The organism is Limisphaera ngatamarikiensis, from assembly GCF_011044775.1.
Taxonomy (GTDB): Bacteria; Verrucomicrobiota; Verrucomicrobiia; order Limisphaerales; family Limisphaeraceae; genus Limisphaera; species Limisphaera ngatamarikiensis.
In genome coordinates, this window is the sequence record NZ_JAAKYA010000004.1 from 128,787 (window position 1) to 145,526 (window position 16,740).

21 protein-coding genes are annotated in these 16,740 nt (G+C 66.2%); all 21 read left to right on the plus strand.

Annotated features, from left to right (window positions below; genetic code table 11):
* Nucleotides 1-153: 153 nt before the first annotated feature.
* Complete coding sequence (locus tag G4L39_RS00495) at nt 154-537, plus strand: flagellar basal body rod protein FlgB (protein ID WP_165105097.1); 384 nt, start codon at nt 154-156, stop codon at nt 535-537.
* A gap of 4 nt (nt 538-541) precedes the next feature.
* Nucleotides 542-973 (plus strand): flagellar basal body rod protein FlgC, encoded by a 432-nt coding sequence (gene flgC, locus G4L39_RS00500; protein WP_165105099.1) that lies wholly within the window; start codon nt 542-544, stop codon nt 971-973.
* 34 nt (nt 974-1,007) lie between these two features.
* Nucleotides 1,008-1,388 carry a flagellar hook-basal body complex protein FliE gene (gene fliE / locus G4L39_RS00505; RefSeq protein ID WP_165105100.1) on the plus strand — a complete coding sequence of 127 codons (381 nt, stop codon included), beginning with the start codon at nt 1,008-1,010 and terminating at the stop codon, nt 1,386-1,388.
* A gap of 37 nt (nt 1,389-1,425) precedes the next feature.
* Nucleotides 1,426-3,093, plus strand: a complete 1,668-nt coding sequence (gene fliF, locus G4L39_RS00510; protein WP_165105101.1) for a flagellar basal-body MS-ring/collar protein FliF — start codon at nt 1,426-1,428, stop codon at nt 3,091-3,093.
* A 6-nt stretch (nt 3,094-3,099) separates the two neighbouring features.
* Nucleotides 3,100-4,155 (plus strand): flagellar motor switch protein FliG, encoded by a 1,056-nt coding sequence (fliG, locus tag G4L39_RS00515; protein ID WP_165105103.1) that lies wholly within the window; start codon nt 3,100-3,102, stop codon nt 4,153-4,155.
* Complete coding sequence (locus G4L39_RS00520; protein ID WP_165105104.1) at nt 4,142-4,729, plus strand: FliH/SctL family protein; 588 nt, start codon at nt 4,142-4,144, stop codon at nt 4,727-4,729. The genes fliG and G4L39_RS00520 overlap by 14 nt, the downstream gene beginning before the upstream one ends.
* Nucleotides 4,726-6,174: a FliI/YscN family ATPase gene (locus G4L39_RS00525; RefSeq protein ID WP_165105106.1), complete on the plus strand. Its 1,449-nt coding sequence runs from the start codon at nt 4,726-4,728 to the stop codon at nt 6,172-6,174. The genes G4L39_RS00520 and G4L39_RS00525 overlap by 4 nt, the downstream gene beginning before the upstream one ends.
* A complete protein-coding gene (fliJ, locus tag G4L39_RS00530) occupies nt 6,171-6,656 on the plus strand; it encodes a flagellar export protein FliJ (protein WP_165105107.1) in 486 nt (161 codons plus the stop codon). Before G4L39_RS00525 ends, fliJ begins: the two co-directional genes overlap by 4 nt.
* Complete coding sequence (locus G4L39_RS00535; protein ID WP_165105108.1) at nt 6,653-7,285, plus strand: magnesium transporter MgtE N-terminal domain-containing protein; 633 nt, start codon at nt 6,653-6,655, stop codon at nt 7,283-7,285. Before fliJ ends, G4L39_RS00535 begins: the two co-directional genes overlap by 4 nt.
* A 932-nt stretch (nt 7,286-8,217) precedes the next feature.
* Nucleotides 8,218-8,814, plus strand: a complete 597-nt coding sequence (locus G4L39_RS00540) for a hypothetical protein (RefSeq protein WP_165105110.1) — start codon at nt 8,218-8,220, stop codon at nt 8,812-8,814.
* Between the two features lie 23 nt (nt 8,815-8,837).
* Complete coding sequence (locus G4L39_RS15285) at nt 8,838-9,266, plus strand: flagellar hook capping FlgD N-terminal domain-containing protein (protein ID WP_165105111.1); 429 nt, start codon at nt 8,838-8,840, stop codon at nt 9,264-9,266.
* Between the two features lie 21 nt (nt 9,267-9,287).
* The gene (locus tag G4L39_RS00550; RefSeq protein WP_165105113.1) at nt 9,288-10,109 is read left to right on the plus strand and encodes a flagellar hook-basal body protein; all 822 of its coding nucleotides are present in this window, start codon (nt 9,288-9,290) and stop codon (nt 10,107-10,109) included.
* A gap of 7 nt (nt 10,110-10,116) precedes the next feature.
* Nucleotides 10,117-10,659: a flagellar basal body-associated FliL family protein gene (locus G4L39_RS00555; RefSeq protein WP_165105115.1), complete on the plus strand. Its 543-nt coding sequence runs from the start codon at nt 10,117-10,119 to the stop codon at nt 10,657-10,659.
* 21 nt (nt 10,660-10,680) lie between these two features.
* Complete coding sequence (locus tag G4L39_RS00560; protein WP_165105117.1) at nt 10,681-11,652, plus strand: flagellar motor switch protein FliM; 972 nt, start codon at nt 10,681-10,683, stop codon at nt 11,650-11,652.
* A gap of 10 nt (nt 11,653-11,662) precedes the next feature.
* Nucleotides 11,663-11,929, plus strand: a complete 267-nt coding sequence (fliN, locus tag G4L39_RS00565) for a flagellar motor switch protein FliN (protein WP_165105118.1) — start codon at nt 11,663-11,665, stop codon at nt 11,927-11,929.
* A gap of 20 nt (nt 11,930-11,949) precedes the next feature.
* Nucleotides 11,950-12,471 (plus strand): FliO/MopB family protein, encoded by a 522-nt coding sequence (locus G4L39_RS00570; protein ID WP_165105120.1) that lies wholly within the window; start codon nt 11,950-11,952, stop codon nt 12,469-12,471.
* On the plus strand, nt 12,468-13,292 hold the full coding sequence (gene fliP, locus G4L39_RS00575) for a flagellar type III secretion system pore protein FliP (protein ID WP_205880676.1): 825 nt from the start codon (nt 12,468-12,470) through the stop codon (nt 13,290-13,292). Before G4L39_RS00570 ends, fliP begins: the two co-directional genes overlap by 4 nt.
* 8 nt (nt 13,293-13,300) lie before the next feature.
* Nucleotides 13,301-13,570, plus strand: a complete 270-nt coding sequence (gene fliQ, locus G4L39_RS00580) for a flagellar biosynthesis protein FliQ (RefSeq protein ID WP_165105122.1) — start codon at nt 13,301-13,303, stop codon at nt 13,568-13,570.
* Between the two features lie 4 nt (nt 13,571-13,574).
* Nucleotides 13,575-14,351, plus strand: a complete 777-nt coding sequence (locus G4L39_RS00585) for a flagellar biosynthetic protein FliR (RefSeq protein ID WP_165105123.1) — start codon at nt 13,575-13,577, stop codon at nt 14,349-14,351.
* Nucleotides 14,352-14,381: 30 nt separating this feature from the next.
* Complete coding sequence (locus tag G4L39_RS00590) at nt 14,382-15,503, plus strand: EscU/YscU/HrcU family type III secretion system export apparatus switch protein (protein ID WP_165105125.1); 1,122 nt, start codon at nt 14,382-14,384, stop codon at nt 15,501-15,503.
* A 209-nt stretch (nt 15,504-15,712) separates the two neighbouring features.
* Nucleotides 15,713-16,600 (plus strand): dihydropteroate synthase, encoded by an 888-nt coding sequence (locus G4L39_RS00595; RefSeq protein ID WP_165105127.1) that lies wholly within the window; start codon nt 15,713-15,715, stop codon nt 16,598-16,600.
* Nucleotides 16,601-16,740: the final 140 nt, after the last annotated feature.

Sequence of the window (16,740 nt, forward strand, 5' to 3'; positions counted from 1 at the left end):
GGTGGCTGACAAGGATTGCCCGGTTGAGCCGGGCTTGGGGGGTAACATTTGCCGGCGCAGAGGGGTTGGAGGGATGCGAAAACCGGGTTTTCGGGGTGCGGGACGGGTCTGGCATCCGCTTTGCTCCGCAGGGCAGTCGGGTTTTTGGGTGCCATGATTGACGCACTCTTCAATCAGACGAATTACCTGGCCGCGAAACGGATGCTGGATGCGGTGGCGCTGCGGCATGAGGCCATCGCGGCCAATCTGGCGAACCTGGAGACCCCGGGATATCAGCGGGTGGACCTGGCCCGTTCGTTTGAGGAGGAGTTGCGTCGGGCGATTGCCTCCGGCAACACGGCGCGGCTGAAACAGCTGCAGCCCGCGCTGGCACCCGATCCCACGGCCCTGCCGAACGGACGCGACGGGAACACGGTGAATCTGGAGCAGGAGCTGTTGGAACTGAACCAGAACGCACTGGTTCATGCCTTCCAGACGCAATTGATCACCGGCCGCTTGTTGCGACTCAAGCTGGCCATTACCGGACGTCCCGTTTGATCCCATGGTCGAGATCCTGAGCGGCATTCGCACGACGGCATCGGCGTTGACGGCCGAGCGCACCCGGCTGGACGTGATTGCCGAGAACATTGCCAACGCGCAGACCACGCGGGGCCCGGACGGCGGACCGTATCGGCGCCGGGTGGTGGTGTTTGAGACGGTCCTGCAGAACGCCGTGGGGCGTGCCGGACCGGGTGAGGCCCCCGCGGCGGTCCGGGTGGCGCGCATTCAGACCGATCCCCGACCGCTCCTTCTGGTGTATCGGCCCGGGCATCCGGACGCGGATGCCAACGGGATGGTGGCGATGCCCAACATTAACGTGCACGAGGAAATGGCGGATTTGATCGCGGCCTCGCGGGCGTATGAGGCCAATCTTGCGGTGGTGAAAAATGCCCGGGCCATGGCCATGCAAACGCTGGCCATCGGGAAACGTTGAACCCTGGTAGGCAGGCGGTTCCGAATGCGATCCCATGTCACCGTTGACCTCCATCGGCGTAACGCGCCCGACTGCCGACTGGCCCGTGAGACAGGTGGATGGTCCACCCGGGCTGCCGCCGTTGACCGGCCCGGGCGTGGGCGCGCCGGCGGGTTTGCCCGGCACGGCTCCGACGGGTCCCTCAGCCCCGGCGGGCGATCCGTTTGGGCAGCTGCTGCGGCAGTTTGTGGCCGAGGTGAACCACCAGCAGCAGGTGGCGTCGCAAACCGTCCAGGCGCTGCAGCAGGGGCAGCCGGTGCCGCTGCATCAGGCGATCATTGCCATGGAAGAGGCCAGCGTGAGCTTTCAGCTGATGGTGGAGGTGCGCAACAAGCTGTTGGAGGCCTACCAGGAGCTGATGCGCCTTCAGATTTGAACGGAGCCGGTGCTGAGCTCCGGGGGAGAATCGTCGCATGAACCTTTCCCTGACTCGAGTCGCCTCGCAACTGGCCGGGGTCTGGAAGGAACTGCAATGGCCGCAGCGGCTGACGTTGGTTGCGGCCGGGGTCCTGGTTGTGGGCGGTCTGCTGGGTGTGGCGTTGTGGTCGGCCCGCACCCCCTACGCGCTGTTGTACGGGCGGCTGTCGGATGCGGAGGCGGCCCGGGTCATCAGCGCGCTGGACGAGGCCAAGGTGCCCTATCGGATCGGCGCGGGTGGCGGGGCGATCTACGTGCCGGCCGACCAGGTGCACGCGGTGCGGATGCAACTGGCCGGGCGCGGCATTCCGCGCGGGGACGGCGTGGGATTCGAGATCTTCGACAAGCCGAACTTTGGGATTTCGGATTTTGTGCAGCGGGCCAATTACCTGCGGGCGTTGCAGGGTGAGCTGGCGCGCACGATCAGTCAATTGGACGAGGTGGAATCGGCGCGGGTGATGGTGGTGCTGCCCGAGAACCGGCTCCTGTTGGACCGGGACAAACAACCGACGGCGTCGGTGTTTGTGCGGCTGCGCGGCAGCGGTCCGCTGGCTCCGCAAGCGGTGCAATCCATTCAGTTTCTGGTGGCCAATGCGGTGGAGGGGTTGAAACCCAACCGGGTTACGGTGGTGGACAACTTCGGGAACGTCCTGTCCGCCAACAGCGAGGACAATTCCATGCCCGGTCTGACGGCCACGCAACTGGCGGCCCGCCGTGAGCTGGAACAGTACCTGGCCAGGAAGGCGCAGGACATCCTGGACAAGGTGCTGGGTCCCGGACAGGCCGTGGTCCGGGTTGCCGCGGACATCAATTTCGACACGCTGACCCGGACCGAGGAACGGTACGATCCGGAGACCCAGGTCATTCGCACCCAGACCAAGAACGAGGAAAACAACGACACCGTGACCAGTTCGCCGGTGATGCCCGTGGGTGTGAGTGCCAACACCGCCACCGAAACCAACGCCACCACGGCGGCCGCCACCCCCGTCACCAACACACGCAACCGAAAGACCACCACCACGGTGGAATACGAGTTGGGCCGGACGGTGAGCAGCCTGACGCAACTGGCCGGCGGGATCAAACGGCTTTCGGCGGCCGTCACCGTGGCGGCGCGCGTGGAGGGTACGGGGGCGGAACGGAAGGTGGTGCCGCGTTCGCCCGAGGAACTCGAGAAAATCCGGCGGCTGGTTGCGGGGGCGCTCGGCATTCAACTGGGCCCGGAGAACACGCGCGGCGACAGCCTCACCGTGGAGGAGCTGCCCTTTGAGGACCCGATCGGTCGCGAACTGGTCCGGGAACTGGAACGGCAGCAGAGGTGGGAGTTTTGGACTTCACTGGCGCGGCAGCTGGGCTATCCGCTTCTGGCGGTGGCGGCGGTGGTGTTGTTGTGGCGCATGTTGCAGAGGTCGTCGTCCGCTCCCGACATTCCGCTGGGGGTGCCGGTGGGTCAGTTGCTGGCCCACGGCAACGGCCACGGTAACGGCCACGGCAACGGCCGTCCCCGTCGTGAGCCGCTGCCCGTCTCCGGTGCGGGTTCCGGGGCCGGCGAGGAAACGCCGGACCTGGTGACGCTGGAAGTATTGAACCGGTTGGCGCGCGAGAATCCCGTCAACCTTGGCCAGGCCCTGCGCGATTGGATGAACAAGGGCCGGCCGCAGGAGTGAAGTGTCATGCCTGACCCCGCTGCAACATCGGCGCCCGCAGCAAACGCCACCCAGAGCGAGGGGATGACCCGGCTGCAGAAGCTGGCGGCCCTGTTGGTGATGATGGGGCCGGACAATGCCGCGGCGATTCTCCGGCAGTTCCCGCCGCGCGAGGTGGAGGCGATCACGCGGGAGATGGTGCGGTTCACGCTCATCACCCGCGAACAGCAGGAAGCGATTTTGCGGGAGCTGACGCCGGTGATTCTGACGGCGGCCACGGCCGTGACCGCCGGGGTGGAGACCGCGCGGGCGACGTTGGAGAAGGCGCTGGGGTCGTTCAAGGCCAGCGACATTCTTGGCCGCATTGCGCCGAGCCGGCCGGTGCCGGCGGCCATGCAGGATCTGACGGAGATGGACCCGCGGAACGTGGCCAACCTCATCCGGGACGAGCATCCGCAGACGATTGCCTTTGTCATCAGTCATCTGCCCCCGGAAAAGGCGGCGCAGGTGGTGAATCTGCTCCGGCCCGAGCAGCGCGACCAGGTCATTGAACGGTTGGCGATGCTGGCCCCCACGCCGGTCGAGGTGACCGAGAAGGTGGCCGAGGTGATCAACGCCAAGCTGGGCGTCAAACAGACGCGGGCCCTCACCCAGACCGGCGGCGTGACCACGGCGGCGGACATCCTCAACGCCATGGACAAGGAGGTCAGCCGCAGCCTGTTGGCCAGCCTGGAGGAGCGCAATCCCGACCTGTGCATGGCCATCCGGAAGAAAATGTTCACCTTCGAGGATCTGCGCCGGCTGGACAACCAGGCCATCCAGCGGATCCTGCGCGAAATCGAGATGCGGGATCTGGTGTTGGCGCTCAAGAAGGCCAGCGAACCGCTCAAACAACTGATCCTCTCCAACATCTCCCGGCGCGCGGCCGAGACGGTGCGCGAGGAAATGGCCTTCCTCGGTCATGTCAAGCTGCGGGACATCGAGGCCGCCCAGTTCCGCATCATCGATGTGGTGCGGAAGCTCGAGGCCGAGGGGGAGATCGACCTGGACGTTGAGAACACGCCCGAAGATGTCGTGGTCTGAGACCATTCGTTTGGATCGTCCGTTGCGCGGGGTGCGGCTGATCACCGGCCGGCCGCCGGGGCCGGACTGGCCGGCGGTCTGGGCGGGGGAACTTCGCCGCGCCCGGGAGGAGGGCCGGCGCGAGGGGGAACGGGCCCTGAGCGAGCAGCTCATCCGGCAACGAAACGAACTGGCCGAGATGCAACGCGGCGTTTTGGACGCGTTGCGGCGGGCGGTGCCGGAGGTGTTGCGGCAGGCCGAGTCCATGCTGATCCCGCTGGCCCTGGAAGCGGCGCGGCGGATTGTGGCCGAGGTCCCCATTGACGCGGCCCTGGTGGAACGGGTGGTGCGCGAGGCGCTGCGTCAGGCCGGGGACACGGCCGAGGTGACGGTCCGGCTGCATCCGGAGGATCTGGCCCTGTTACGGCAGCACGGGTCCTCCCTGCTGGAAGGGTCGGCCGGGTCGGCACCCCTGCGGTTTGTGGCCTCGGAGGAGGTCGGCCGTGGCGGGTGCGTGGTCCAGACGCGGTTCGGTCTGATTGACGCGCGGCGCGAGACGAAGCTCGAACAACTCCGGCAAACGTTGTTGACATGAACCCGACGCACTGTCGTCCCCGATCCCTGGAACGTGCCCTGGCGCGGGTGCGGGAGGCGCGCCTGACCGAGACGAGCGGGCGCGTGGTGCAGTTGATCGGATTGGTGATCGAGTCGGAAGGGCCGCTGGCCGCGGTGGGCGAGGTGTGTCGGATCCTTTCGCCACGCCAGCGGGAGGAGACCCTGGCGGAGGTGGTGGGTTTTCGGGATCATCACCTGCTGTTGATGCCGCTGGGGGAGATTCACGGCATTCATCCGGGGTGCGAAGTGGTAGCCACCGGGGTCTCCTTGCGGGTGCCGGTCGGGCCGGCGCTGCAGGGGCGCGTGATTGATGGCCTGGGTCGGCCGCTGGACGGTCTGGGACCCGTGGAGGCCGAGGCACTGGTGCCGGTGCAGCTGCCGCCGCCGCATCCGCTGCGGCGTCAACGGATCCGACAGCCCTTTTGCACCGGGATCAAGGCCCTGGACACCTTTGTGCCCCTGGGCCGGGGCCAGCGTCTGGGGATTTTTGCGGGCAGCGGCGTGGGCAAGTCCACGCTGTTGGGCATGATCGCAGCGCATGCCGAGGCGGACGTCAACGTGATTGCATTGATCGGCGAGCGGGGCCGCGAGGTGCGGGAGTTTCTGGAGCGCGATCTGGGCGAGGCGGGGCGGCGAAAGTCGGTGGTGGTGGTGGCGACGTCGAACGAACCGGCGTTGCACCGGGTGAAGGGGGCGTTTCTGGCCATGGCGATTGCGGAGCATTTCCGGGACCGCGGCATGAACGTGCTGCTGATGATGGATTCGGTAACGCGATTTGCCATGGCCCAGCGGGAGATCGGGTTGGCGGTGGGCGAACCGCCGGCCACCCGCGGGTACACGCCCTCGGTGTTTTCGTTGCTGCCGCAGTTGTTGGAGCGCGCCGGGGCCGGCGAACAGGGCACGATCACCGGCCTGTTCACCGTGCTGGTCGAGGCCGACGACATGAACGATCCGATTGCGGATGCGGTGCGCTCGATTCTGGACGGGCACGTGGTGTTGAGCCGGGAGCTGGCCACGCAGAACCATTATCCGGCCATTGACGTGCTGGAGAGTGTGAGCCGGCTCAACCGCGATTTGCTCAGCCGGGAGCAACTGGAACTGACGGCCGCCGCCCGCGATCTCATGGCCACGTACCGCCGGAACCAGGACTTGATCCAGATCGGGGCCTATCCGGCGGGGACGAATCCGGTGATTGACCGTGCGATTGCGCTGCACGAGCCGCTGCGGCGGTTCCTGCGTCAGTCGGTGGACGAAGGGTTCACGCTGGAACAGAGCTGGTCGCTGTTGCGCGAGGTGTTGGCCACGGTGCCCGGGCCAACGGCTCCGGGGACCGCGTCGGTGGGGGCTCCGGCGGCCGTACCGGGCGCGGGGCCCGGGCGGCCGGCGTCGGGCGGGTCTGATCGGCTGCTGCCGTTTGCTTCATGAAACGGTTTCGGTTCAGTCTGCATGCCCTGTGGGTGTTGCGCGGCCAGCAGGAGGAACTGGCCCGGCGCAGGTTTGCCGGGGCCCTGCGTGCGGTGGAGGCGGCGATGGCCGCGGTGCGGCAGGCGCGTGCGCGGCTGACGGAGGCGACGGAGGCCTTTCAGGCCCGCGTGGCCGACGGCCTGAGTGCGGCTGCGTGGCAGCAGGAACGCGCCTGGTTGCAGCAGTTGGAGGAAATTTTGCATCACCGGGTCCAGGTCTGGCAGGCGGCCTGCCGGGCGTGCGACGCGGCGCGGGACCAATGGATGCGCGCCCGTCAACAACGGGAAACGCTGGATCGGTACCGGGCCCGTCAGTGGCAGGCCTGGCAACTGGCGTGGCTCCGATGGGAACAAAAGGAACTGGATGAGCTGGCCCGGCGCCGTCCCGGTTTGGCCGGGTCGGGATCGCTGTCCGGTCCACAAACTTTGACACGACAGCCATGACGCGCCTATTGCAAGCTCCCTGGGTGGCGGCCCTGGTGGGCGGCCTGTTGTATTGGGCGGTGACGGTTGCATTGCTCACGCGGGTCCATCTCGGCACAACGGCCGGGCCGGTGGCCGTGGGGGTTCGAAAACCGCGACCGGCGGACGACCTGCCCTCCTGGCGGTTTCGGAATCCCGAGTTAAACCAGTGGATTGCCGAGCTGCAACGCGAGCGGGAGGCGCTGGCGCTGCAGCGGGAGCAGCTGCGGGAGCTGGAGATGCGTCTGGCGGCCGAGCGCCAGGAACTTTCGGTGATTACCCAGACGGTGGCCCGGCTGCAGGCTGAATTCGACCGCAATGTGATCCGCTTGCAGGAATCGCAGGTGGAACAGTTCCGGCGACAGGCCAGGCTGCTGACGGGCATGTCGCTGGACGGTCAGCTGGCGTTGATCGCGGAGATGCGCGACGACGATGTGGTGCGGCTCTTCGCCCTGATGAAGAACGATGACGTGAGCCAGTTGCTGGATGCGATGAGCAAGGCCGGTCCCGCTGAGGCACGCCGCGCGTTGTTGATCGTGGAAAAGATGCGGCGGCTGTTGCCCCCCGAGGCCACCAACACCACTGCACGGGTTGCCCAACCGGCGCCATGAAATGTCTGTTACTTTCTCGGGCCGAATCCGTGCCGGCAGATCGACCGATGCTGCCGGGGCCGGGCACGGTTGAGGAGAGCACGGTGGAACCGGCCGCCTTCATGGATCTCTTGGCACCCCGACTGGCTTTGCGACCGGCGCGGGTCGCCGACCGGGATGCGATCCAAGGGCAGGTCGAGCCGCAGGACGTCCGGAGGCCCGATCGGCCCTCGGCCCAGGACCAGGGGCTTGAAGCTGCTGCAACGGCCCTGTGTTTGGTGATTCCGCCGATGGCCCCGTGCGATGGCGCCGCCCCACCGGCGAGTGTTCCTGCGGGTGCGGACCCTGCCGTGGTGGCTCTGCCGCCGGACGGAAGTGCGGTGGCCGAATCGGAGTCGATGGGTCTGTCCCTGGTCGGGCCGGACGTGACAGCGCAGTGGACTGTTGGGTTCCAACAATCCGGCACCTGTGCGGGTGCGGATGGGTCGCCCAAACAGGTCAGCGACGCGGTGCCCGATGGGTTGACGGGGCTCCCGAACCCTGCGGAGATGCATGCTTTTAAAGCCCCCGGGGTTCTTGCAACCCGTCAGGGCTTTTCGGTTCCCGAACAGGAGGACCAGAACCGACCGGCTGCGCCGGCTGGAAGCGTTGTGGCGACACCCCCCGATGGCTCGGCCCGTGAGGGTTTGGTGGACAAAAACGCGTCGGGGGCGGTGTCCGCACTTGTGTCTCCAGACGGGGGAGCACGCGGGCGGTCCGCCGATTCGGAAGGGCAGGCGCGCGCGGATGGGGCACCGTCTGAAGGTGGGGAACAAGATTTTCCTGCCATGACCGCCGGGAAGGCGGAAGGTTCTTCCGGCGCAACCGCGGTGGCGGCGCTGGAATTCGAACAGAGGGACGGAACGGTTGGCGCTTCCGGCTCTGGCACAGACCATGCTCCGCAAGGAATTGCCATGAACAACGCCGCGCAAACGACCAAGGATACCGGGCTGAGCCAGCAGAATTTGCCGGCCCATGGCGATTCACTGCAACCCGTGTCCCAAGCAACGGCCGCCACGGGTGCGGAGGCGGCAAATCCGCCGCGGAACTCGGCCGCGATGGTGCAGCTGTTGTTCCATGCGTTGGAGCGGACGGAGGACATTGTTCAGCTTCATGCCACCCGGTTGCGCGAATCCGGCACCGATCAGTTGCATGTGGTAATCAAGCCCGGGGCGGGCGTGCAGTTGTCCATGACCCTGAGGCAGGAGGGTGACCGCGTGCAGGCCGAGGTGTGGATGCATCGCGGGGACCTGGAGTTTTTCCAGCGGCATTGGCACGAGTTGCAGCAGCGTTGTGAAGCGCGGGGGATTCAGTTGGGCGATTTGCAGCGGCACCCGGATTACCAGTCCCAGCAACAACGTCAGGGCTACCGGCCGCCTGCGGGTGATTGGGCGGATCCGTTGGTGGCCGGAGCGTACGCTGAGTTTGCCCTGGCCGGTTCCCTGACGGAGCCGCCCGGCCGACGGGCCCTTCGGACGGCGCGGTACCGGGGTTGGGAGACCTGGGCCTGAGGGTTTCTGGACGGAGGCGTGCCATGAGTGTGACTGCCAGTAGTGCCATCACGAGTGCGGTCGTTGCGGGTGCGGAAACCGGCGCGCGTGTGCCGGCCAAGACGCTGTCACAGGAGGATTTTCTCAAGATTCTGGTGACGCAGATCACGAGCCAGAATCCGCTGCAGCCGAATGCCGATCTCAGTTCCATCACCCAGATGGCGCAGTTTACGGCCCTGGAGCAGGTGCGGCAGATGCAGGAGATGATGCAGCGGCTGGGTGATGCGCAGCAGCGGATGCAGGCGGCGGCCCTGCTGGGCCGGTCGGTCGCGTTTGAATCGGAGACCCTGGGCCGTGTGGAGGGGGTGGTGGAGGCGGTGGCTTTCGACGCGGACGGTCCGCAGCTCCTGGTGAACGGGCAATTGTATCCGCTCTGGCAGGTTTCGTCCCTGATGACATCTGCGATGGTCTAACCTTCCAACCTTCCACGATCTATGTTGCGATCCCTCAACTCCGGCATTAGCGCGCTCCAGCAGTTCCAGGAACGGATGGACGTGATTGGCAACAACATTGCCAACGTGAACACCACGGGGTTCAAGAGCGCCCGCGTGGATTTTGCCGATGCCTTCAGTCAGACGCTGGGCAACACCGGCGGCAGTCTGTTGCAGATCGGCACGGGGGTGGCCACCAGTGCCATTCGAAACCAGTTTACCCAGGGGGCGATCGCCCGCACTGGGACGCTGACGGACCTGGCCATCTCCGGCCAGGGTTTCTTTGTGGTGCGCAACGCCGAGACCAATGCGCAGTATCTGACCCGCGACGGCAGTTTCCAGCTGGACGCCAACGGGTACCTGGTCACGGCCACGGGGTTGCGGTTGCAGGGGTATGCGGATGCGGGCCTGACGACGCTGGGGGATCTGCGGATTGACAACACGGGTGCGCCGGGCGGCAGCACGGCCGGTGTGGCCTCGTTCACCATCGACACGGACGGTTACATCCGCGTGCGTTTGTCGGACGGCACCGAGTTCATCCGCGGCCAGGTGCTGCTGCAGAACGTGCAGAATCCGCATGCGCTGGCCAAGGAGGGGCAGAACCTGTACTCGAACATTGCGGCGGCCGGACCGCTGGCCCGGCCCGAACGGCCCAACACCAACGGCCTGGGCACGGTGATCAGCGGGGCGCTGGAACTTTCGAACGTGGATCTGGCGCAGGAGTTCTCGACGCTCATCACCACCCAGCGCGCCTTTCAAGCGGGTGCGCGCGTGGTGACGACCAGTGACGAGATCCTGGCCGAGCTGGTGAACCTCAAACGTTGATCGGGCCATGGCGGAGCGAACCGAAGGGATGCCGGAGGCGGCAGGCGCCGGTGAAGAGACGGCGCGGTCGGCGGCCACGGGCGGCGGCGGGTTGCAAGCCTGGCTGCCGCTGATCGTGGTTGTGGTTTTGATGCCGGTGCTGGCGTGGGCCATGACCAGCTACGTGTTGGTGCCGCAACTGCAGAAGAAGCTGGGCCTGGCGCCCGCGGCGGAGCAGACCGAGTCGCAGGGCCCGAAGAAGGAGGGCCCGCGCGAGAGCGTGCAGATGAACAAGCTGCTGGTCAACGTGGCCGGCACGATGGGGTCGCGGTACCTGTTGGTCAGTCTGTCGGCCGTGAGTCGGCATCCGAAGTTTCGCGAGAAGATGCAGGAGCACGACGCGCAATTGCGGGATGTGGCCTGCGGGATTCTGGCCACGAAGACCCTGGCGGATCTGGAGAAACCCGGCGCACGCAACCTGGTCCGCACGGAATTGATCAACGCGTTCAACAACGTGCTGGGCGAGGCGATGGTGGAGGAGATTTACCTGACGGAGTTTGCCATCCAGTAACCCCCGAACGGGTGCGGCAGCATGGCTGACCACGGTCCAGATGCGGTGATTCCCGGGCCTTCGGACGCGGACGAGGCGGTTCCGGTGCTGACCTCGCGCGGGCAGCGCACGGTGGTGTCGAAGGGCCGGCTGCGGCCGTACGATTTCCGCCAGTCGGGCTTTCTGGCTCCCAGCGAACTGCGCCGGATCCGGCTGCGGCACGAGCAGTTTCTGCGTTCGTTGTCGGCGCGGCTGGCGGTGTTGTTGCGGATCGAGTTCGGACTGCAACTCGAGCGCATCGGGATCGTGGGTTACCAGAAGTTTACCGAGGGACTGCCCCAGCCCACGCACATCACGCTGTTCAAGGTGGATCCGTTGAAGGGGGTGGGGTTGCTGGTGATTCCGCCCCGACTGGGTCTGGCGCTGGTGGACCGGTTGCTCGGCGGGATGGGGTTGCCGCCGGAGAGCGACCGTGAACTGAGCGAGATCGAGGTGGCGCTGCTGGATCAGATCCAGCAGTTGATGCTGCACGAGTGGTGTCTGCACTGGCCGGAGATGCGGGATTTGCGGCCGTTCATCCTGGGCCACGAGACCAACAGCCGGTTTTTGCAGACCTCGCCGCCGGAGGCGGCGGTGCTGGTGTTGAACTTGAAGGGCGGGCCCGGGGACTACCGGGAGAGTCTGCAGATGGCGTTTCCGTACGCCACGCTGGAGCCCCTGACGCGGCTGTTGGCGCCGCCGTTGGCGGATACGCCGGCCGGGCCTTCCTCGGCCCCCGAGGTGACCTGGAAGCCGGAGTTCGATGATCTGCCGGTGCCGGTGGCGCTGGAGTGGACCGGTTTGCAGATGACGGTGGGTGAGCTGGGCCGGTTGCGACCGGGCAGCATCCTGTTGTTGGACGGTCCGGCGGTACGTGTACAGCTGCGGCTCAATGGGATGCCACGCTTTGTGGGCCGGCCGGGGTTGCGCAACGGCCGGTGGGCTGTGGAACTAACCGCGCCGATTGCTTCGTGAGGGATTTGCCATGAGTGCCGCCGTTTCTCCTCAGAACCTGGATCTGGTCCTGGACGTGCCGGTGAACCTGAGCATCGAGCTGGGTTCCTGTCAGCTGCCGATGCGCGAGGTGCTGCAGCTTCAGGTGGGTTCGGTGGTGCAACTGGACAAACCGGCGGATGCTCCGGTGGACCTGCTGGTCAATGGCAAACTCATTGCGCGGGGCGAGGTGGTGGTGATCGAAGACCGGTTTGGCGTGAAGATCACCGAGGTCATCGGTGGGACGCAGCCGGCGTGACATCATCCGAGGCCAATCCGATGCGCAGGACATTCCATGGGGTGGGTCGGCTGGGGACGGCCCTGGTGTGGGTCGGGTGGGTTTGGTGCGCGGGGCTGGTCCGGGCAGCGGAAACCGCCGGGGAGGTTTCGACGGTTTCGTCCGTGGGGATGGCCCCTCCGACGCCGTTCCCCGATCCGGGTGCGGCCCTGTTGCGGGTGATGGTGGCGCTGGCGGTGGTATTGGCGGTTTTTGGTGCCGGCGTCTGGCTTTGGCGGAACTGGCAGCGGATGCTGCTGCGGGGGAACGAGCCGCGGTTGCGGATCCTGGAGGCGCGTCCGCTGGGCGGCCGCCAGACGCTGTATGTGTTGGCGTATGAGCAGGAGCGGTTGTTGGTGGCGGCGACGCCGCAGGGTGTGCAGTTGCTGACGCATTTGCCCCCGGGGCCGGAACCGTCCGGTGCGGATGCCGCCGCGGAACCGGTCCGGGACGGGCCCCCCGCCCGGGGGGTGCCCCTGCCGTTTGCCGGTGTCCTCCGAAGGGTGCTGCATTCCCGACCATGACCCTGGCAGGCAAGAGCGCGGTCCGCGGGATGGATTCGGGCGCGGGCGCGGTGGGGCGGACCCGCCGGGGCTGGCTCTGGTTGTTTGCAGGTCTCTGGCTGGTGGGGGCGCTCGGTGCGGGGGCGCAGTCGACCAATCTGGTCACGGGGTTCGGTCCCATCCAGATCACCGTGGGGACGGACAACGCGCCGCAGGACGTGGATGTGGCGCTGAAGGTTCTGCTGGTGATCACGCTGTTGTCGCTGGCACCGGCGATTCTGCTCCTGATGACGTGCTTCACCCGGGTGGTGATTGTGCTGTCGTTTGTGCGGACGGCGCTGCAGTTGCAGGGGACACCGGCCAACCAGATCATCGTGGGGCTGTCCCTGTTCATCACGTGGTTCGTGATGGCGCCGGTGTGGGAACGGATTCATGACGAGGCCCTGGCACCGTATCAGGCCCGGCAGATCACGGCCGAACAGGCGCTGGACCGGACCGCGGTGCATTTGCGCACGTTCATGCTGCGGCAGACGCGGCCGAGGGACCTGGAACTCTTCATGACCATGGCCCGCCTGGGGCCGACCGAGCCGGAGCGCCTGCCGTTGCGTGTGGTGATTCCGGCCTATGTGTTGAGCGAGTTGCGGACGGCGTTTCAAATGGGGTTCCTGATCTTCGTGCCCTTCATCCTGATTGATCTGGTCGTGGCGACGGTGCTGATGAGCATGGGCATGATGATGATGCCGCCGATGATGATCTCGCTGCCGCTGAAACTGCTGTTGTTCGTGCTGGTGGACGGTTGGACGCTGGTGGTTCAGTCCCTGGTGCGGAGCCTGGGTCTGTGAGGTGCGCCATGAATCCCGAATTTGCGATTGAACTGTTGCGGAACCTGATATTTCAGGCGCTGCTGCTGGCGGCGCCGGTGTTGCTGGCGGCGATGATGGTGGGGCTGGCGGTGAGCCTGTTCCAGGCGGTCACGACCATCCATGAACATTCCCTGACGTTTGTGCCCAAGGCACTGGCCGTGGTGGGGGTGCTGCTGCTGCTGTCGCCGTGGATGGTCCGGACGTTGGTCGATTTCACCACGGCCGTGATCGAGCGGATGCCGGAGATGACGCTCTGAGGGCATGGGCACGACGCTCGAGATCCAGGCGGTCAACCTGATGCTGGTGTTTTTGCGGGTGGGGGCGTTTTTGCAGGTACTGCCCTTTTTTTCGGCGATTCATTTTCCGGGGATTTTGCGGGTGGCGATGGCCGCGTTTGTGGCGTTGTTTTTGGGGCCGTTGCTGCCCCCGCTGGAATTGGGGCCGCTCGGTTTGGGGGACTGGATCCTGTTGATGGCGACGGAGGTTTGTGTGGGATTGATCCTGGGGTTTGTGGCGCGGATGGTGTTTTACGCGGTGGACCTGGCGGCGCATTTGATCGGACTGGAGACGGGGTTGAACGTGGGGGCGTTGCTGGATCCGGTGCACCGGGAGGCCACGGGTGCCCCCGGCATGATTCTGTTTTTTCTGGCGGCGGTGGTGATGCTGACCCTGGATTTGCACCACTGGATGCTGGCGGGTTTCTGGCGGACGTACAGTGTGTTGCCGGTGGGGGGTGTGGGTTTGAGTCCGGCGTTGTTTGAGGCGGTGGTGCGTCATTCGGCGCTGATTTTTCAGGTGGCCATCCAGATGGCAGCGCCGGTGATTGCGGTATCGTTTGTGATCATGGTCGTGTTCAGCCTGTTCAGCCGCGCCGTACCGCAGATGAACGTGTTTGCCGAGAGCTTCGCCTTTCGGATTGCGGGTGGTTTGCTGGTGCTGGCCCTGACGCTGCATCTGACGGCGCAGTACGTGCTGAACTACCTGCATCGGCTGCCGGATGACCTGTTGGTGGTGGCCCGGTTGTTGCACGGCGGCTGAGCCGGGCGGGACCGGTGGATTGAATCCCCGATGGCCGAGTACACGGGCGAAAAGACCGAGCAACCGACACCGCGTCGGTTGGAAGAGGCGATGAAACGCGGGCAGATTGCCCGCAGCGCCGAGTTGCAGACGGCGTTTGTCCTTTTGGGGGGCGGTTTGGCCCTGAGTTTTGCCGGGCGCGAGGTGTGGGGGCGGCTGGTCAACACCGCGGCCGGTGTACTGGGCCATCTTCATGACACTCCGGTGAGCGCCAGTGCCCTGCCCGGGCTTGCCCTGGGCGGTTGCTGGGTATTGTTGCAGTGTGCCGCCCCGTTGGTGTTGGGGGCCCTGTTGGGCGGACTCCTGGCGGGCGCCATCCAGAACCGGTTCAACACGGCGTCGGAAGCCCTCACCCCGGACTGGGGGCGGCTCAACCCGGTGCGCGGTCTCCAGCGCATCTTTTCGTTGCGGCAACTGCCGGTGACCGGGCTGGCGCTGGTGAAGTTTGCGGTGATCCTGGGGCTGACGATCAACGAGATCCGGTCGGTGCTCGGCGATCCGATCTTTGCCACTTCGGTGAGTGTGGGGAGGATGGCGGGCTTTCTGGGCGAGACGGCCCTGCGGCTGCTGTTGCGCATTGCGGTGGTGTTGCTGGCCCTGGCGGTGGCGGATTATGCGTACCAGGCCTGGCGCACGCATCGGGACTTGATGATGACGCGGGAGGAACTCAAGGAGGAACTGAAACACACCGAGGGCAATCCGCTGGTCAAGGCGGCGCGGCGCCGGCGCCGGACGCTGTCCCGGGCCCAGCAACATGCCATGGTGCCCCGGGCCGACGTGGTGGTGACGAACCCGACCCATGTGGCGGTGGCGTTACGGTACGATCGGCGGACGATGCGCGCGCCGCGGGTGGTGGCCAAGGGCATCCGCCTGCAGGCCCTTCAGATTCGTGAGATCGCCCGTCAACATCATGTGCCGATTGTGGAAAATCCGCCGCTGGCGCGCCTTCTGTACAAGCACACGCCCGTGGGCGGCGAGATTCCGACCTCGTTGTATGCTGCGGTGGCGGAGGTGTTGGCGTGGGTGTACCGCATCAACCGCTACCGTTACTATGCTGAGGAACAGGCGGCCGCGGCAGCTCCGACCGGTGAATCCCATCCGGTTGGGTCGTGAGGGTTCGCAGGGTGGATCGGGGGGTGTCCCGGTCCGTTACAGGCCCGGGTTCGCACCGGATTGATTCCCGCTCCGGGCACCCGGATTGCGCGGTGCCGGGCTGCTGCACGGGTTCCGGGATGGTTGGCCGGGAAAGGGGTGTGCTCGGGGACCGGGTGGGACGTGCTTTTCGATTGTGTCCGGCCGGTGCGTGACTTCATGGTGGGACCATGCTGACTTTGGAGCATCTGGCGTCGCTGGTGGAACGGTACGGCGACGCGTTGCAGGCCCGGGTGCAACCCATGTCCCTGGGCGGGCGGGAACTGCCATTTGGCCGGCGCCCTGTGTTGATGGGGGTCATCAATTTGTCGCCGGACTCGTGGTATCGGGAGAGCGTCTGTCTCAACACGGAGACTGCGGTTCGGCGGGGCCGGGTGTTGCAGGCGCAGGGGGCGGATCTTGTGGACGTGGGGGCCGAATCGACCCTGGCCCACGCGGCGCGTGTGGAGGATGCGCTGCAGCAGAGCCGGCTTTGTCCGGTGGTGCGCGAACTGGCGGCGGCGGGCGTTTTGGTTTCGGTGGAGACCTATTCGGCCGCGGTGGCGCAGGCGGTTTTGGAGGCGGGCGCGCGGGTGATCAACCTGACCGGGACGGCGGAGGCCGACGCGGTGTATGATTTGGTGGCGGCGCACGATGCCGGCCTGATCCTTTGTTATGTCCAGGGAGCGCATGTGCGGGCAGTGGGCGATTTCGATTTCGGCGCCGACGTGGTGGGGCGGATGACCGATTGGTTTGGGCGGGAATTGGACCGGGCGCGCCAGCGCGGGGTGGAGAAGGTGATCCTCGATCCGGGCCTGGGGTTTTATTATCGAAACCTGCAGGACAGTGCCCGGCGGGTCCGCCATCAGATGGAGGTGTTTTTGCAGACGTTCCGACTACGGACGCTGGGTTGTCCGGTCTGCCATGCCCTGCCCCATGCTTTTGAGTATTTTGGCGAGGAGGTGCGCTGCGCCGAACCGTTTTTTGCCGTGCTGGCGGCACTGGGCCGGACGGATTTGTTTCGGACCCACGAAGTGCCCCGCGTGCGGGCCGTGTTGGAGACGTTGCAGGTTTATTGAGGCTGGGGTCGGGCCCGGGGTGGACGCACGGGTTTTCCCGTCCTCCGGTGCAGGGAATCGGAGGCGTGGCCGGTGGGGCCGGAGGAGTGCTATATTGCCGGGGTTGGGGTGCGTGGGCCAGGGCGCGGGAAGGGGTACCC